Source organism: Microvirga brassicacearum, from assembly GCF_008757455.1.
GTDB lineage: Bacteria > Pseudomonadota > Alphaproteobacteria > Rhizobiales > Beijerinckiaceae > Microvirga > Microvirga brassicacearum.
Window position 1 is genome coordinate 814 of the sequence record NZ_VCMV01000076.1, and the last position, 292, is coordinate 1,105.

Here is a 292-nt window from a genome sequence, read left to right on the forward strand (position 1 = left end):
GCGGCGACACCTTCACCTACACGCTGACAGACAATGCTGGCGGGCGGTTCAAGCTCGATGCGACCGGGACGAAAATCCTCGTTGCCAACAGCGCGCTGCTCAACCATGAAAGCGCGACGTCACACCAGATCACCATCCGCGTGACGGACCAGGGCGGCCTGACCTACACCAAGACAATCACGATCAACATCAACAACGTCAATGAACGGCCGACAGACCTCAACCTTTCGACCCAGAGCGTCGACGAGAACACGCCCGGCGGGACATCGATCGGAACGTTGACCGGAATCGA

Annotated in this window: 1 protein-coding gene; it reads left to right on the top strand. The window is 59.2% G+C overall.

Annotated features, from left to right (window positions below; genetic code table 11):
- The coding region (locus FEZ63_RS25340) for a VCBS domain-containing protein (RefSeq protein ID WP_201274276.1) at positions 1-292 on the top strand (292 nt) is incomplete at both ends.